This window comes from Bradyrhizobium sp. (genome assembly GCF_049586575.1).
GTDB lineage: Bacteria > Pseudomonadota > Alphaproteobacteria > Rhizobiales > Xanthobacteraceae > Bradyrhizobium.
This window is the reverse complement of record NZ_JBAVCF010000524.1, coordinates 1-1699: the sequence shown is the minus strand read 5'-3', so window position 1 is coordinate 1699 and position 1699 is coordinate 1. Positions and strand designations below refer to the sequence as shown.

At 55.1% G+C, this 1699-nt stretch carries 4 protein-coding genes; 2 read left to right on the top strand and 2 right to left on the bottom strand.

The features are described from left to right. Both WB528_RS19700 and WB528_RS19695 read left to right on the top strand, forming a co-directional pair. On the top strand, positions 1-640 hold a 640-nt coding region (locus tag WB528_RS19700; protein ID WP_423890074.1), incomplete at its 5' end, for a TOPRIM nucleotidyl transferase/hydrolase domain-containing protein. Positions 641-653: 13 nt separating this feature from the next. After that, positions 654-866 (top strand): KTSC domain-containing protein, encoded by a 213-nt coding sequence (locus WB528_RS19695; RefSeq protein ID WP_423890073.1) that lies wholly within the window; start codon positions 654-656, stop codon positions 864-866. A 249-nt stretch (positions 867-1115) separates the two neighbouring features. Here WB528_RS19695 and WB528_RS19690 read toward each other — a convergent pair whose 3' ends face one another. Both WB528_RS19690 and WB528_RS19685 read right to left on the bottom strand, forming a co-directional pair. Continuing rightward, entirely contained in the window at positions 1116-1559 is a 444-nt protein-coding gene (locus WB528_RS19690) for a LysR substrate-binding domain-containing protein (protein WP_423890072.1), read from the bottom strand. Continuing rightward, positions 1472-1699: hypothetical protein (locus tag WB528_RS19685; RefSeq protein WP_423890076.1), on the bottom strand; the 228-nt coding region annotated here is incomplete at its 5' end. The genes WB528_RS19685 and WB528_RS19690, both read right to left, overlap by 88 nt.

Genomic DNA, 1699 nt, shown 5'->3' with positions numbered 1-1699 from the left:
CATAGCAAACGCGACCGGAAAAAAACCCGACAAGCCCTCCGTTGCGCGCGCGAAGCTTTTCGCGGCTCTTCGCCCGGAGCCATCGGAGCTGTACTTTTGCCAACGCCTTGTACTCGTCGAGGGGATCGAAGATCGCGCTTACATATCGGCAACATTGCATCTCGACGACGAATGGGAGGAAATTAGGAGAGCTGGTCTCCACATCATCCCTTCGGATCGTAAGTCCGGCATCTTACAATTATTAGCTATTGCCCAGGAACTGGAGATTCCATGTTTTGTTATTTTCGATGCTGATGGCGACGTCGTTAAGGCGGAGCATCGGGCGCTCCACGAGCGGGACAATAAGGCTCTTCTTACGGCTCTAGGACTGAAATGCGACGCGTTTCCGAAGGCCGTGGAGTGGGGTGACAACCACGCGATATGGCCATCTTCCTTGGAGGAGGAAGTGATTTCTGCCTTGGGAAAAACTGAATGGGAGGCGCTAGCAACTAGGGCTCGCAATGCGATCGATTCGGGAGCAAGCCTCAAAAAGAATCCCATCTTTATCGGTGAGCTCCTGAGTATCGCATGGCAGGACGGCAAGAAACCAAAAGTCTTGACGGATTTAGCTGACCGATTAATTAAATTTGCCACGGCATGAAAGGAGCAATCCCGTGGACCGCACGCGCGTTTCGTCGACAAACATCCGATCGATAGGATACGACGAGGGGTCTCAAACCCTTGAGGTCGAATTTACAAGCGGTGGGATTTACGATTACGCTGCCGTTCCCCAAAATGTATATCAGCGTTTCATGGCGGCGCCGTCAAAAGGCCGTTTCTTTGATTCATCAGTCAAAGATAAATATCGGACGGTGAAAGTGCGATAATAACCTGCAAAAATTAAATCGCAGAACTTGCGTCGGCAGAAAGCTCATATCAGTAGCTGGGGCGGAGGCGCCGACTTCACGACCTTTACGTAACTTCAGCAGTCTCACGCCAGCCACCGCGTGGCATACAGCGTGTACCCACCGCTTTGCCCCATTAGAAAGACGTACCGTCGCAATATCTGTCGCTAGCCGCCAAACGCAGACATTAGAGGCCGGTCGCGGTCACAATTCGCAGCGTCTTTAATCCGATTAGATGGGTGGTTTGATCAATTCGGCCTCGACCCGGCGCTGTCGTTCTACCTCTCCATGCAACCAATCGCGGAAGGCGATGAGTGCGGCATCATCGGCGCGGCTGGGTCGATATTCCAGATACCAGGCCTCACGTGTTTTGGCGACGATTGGAAACGGCGCAACCAGGCGTCCCGCCTCCAGCGCCCCGGTCACATAAAGCGTTTGTGCCGCGGCAATGCCGACGCCGTCGAGCACGGCCTGCATCGCCATGGCATTGTTGTCGAAGAATATCTCGGCGCCTGGTTTAACTGGCGTGCGCAGTCCTGCGGCTTCGAACCAGCACCGCCAGTCATCGGACAGGTGGGGCACAAAGATTAGAGCAGCCCGACGAAGGTCCGACGGTTGGTGCAAGCCGACGGCCAACGCCGGCGTACAGACTGGAACCAGCGCGCTCGAAAACAACTCTTCAGCGATATAACCCGGCCACGCCGATACATCGCGCCTGGTTCTGCGTCATCAAGCCGCTGACCCCGCAGGTGTTCGATCTTCTCGGTTATCTGTTGCGCAACCGCGAGCGCGTCGTCAGCAAGGATGAACTGGTC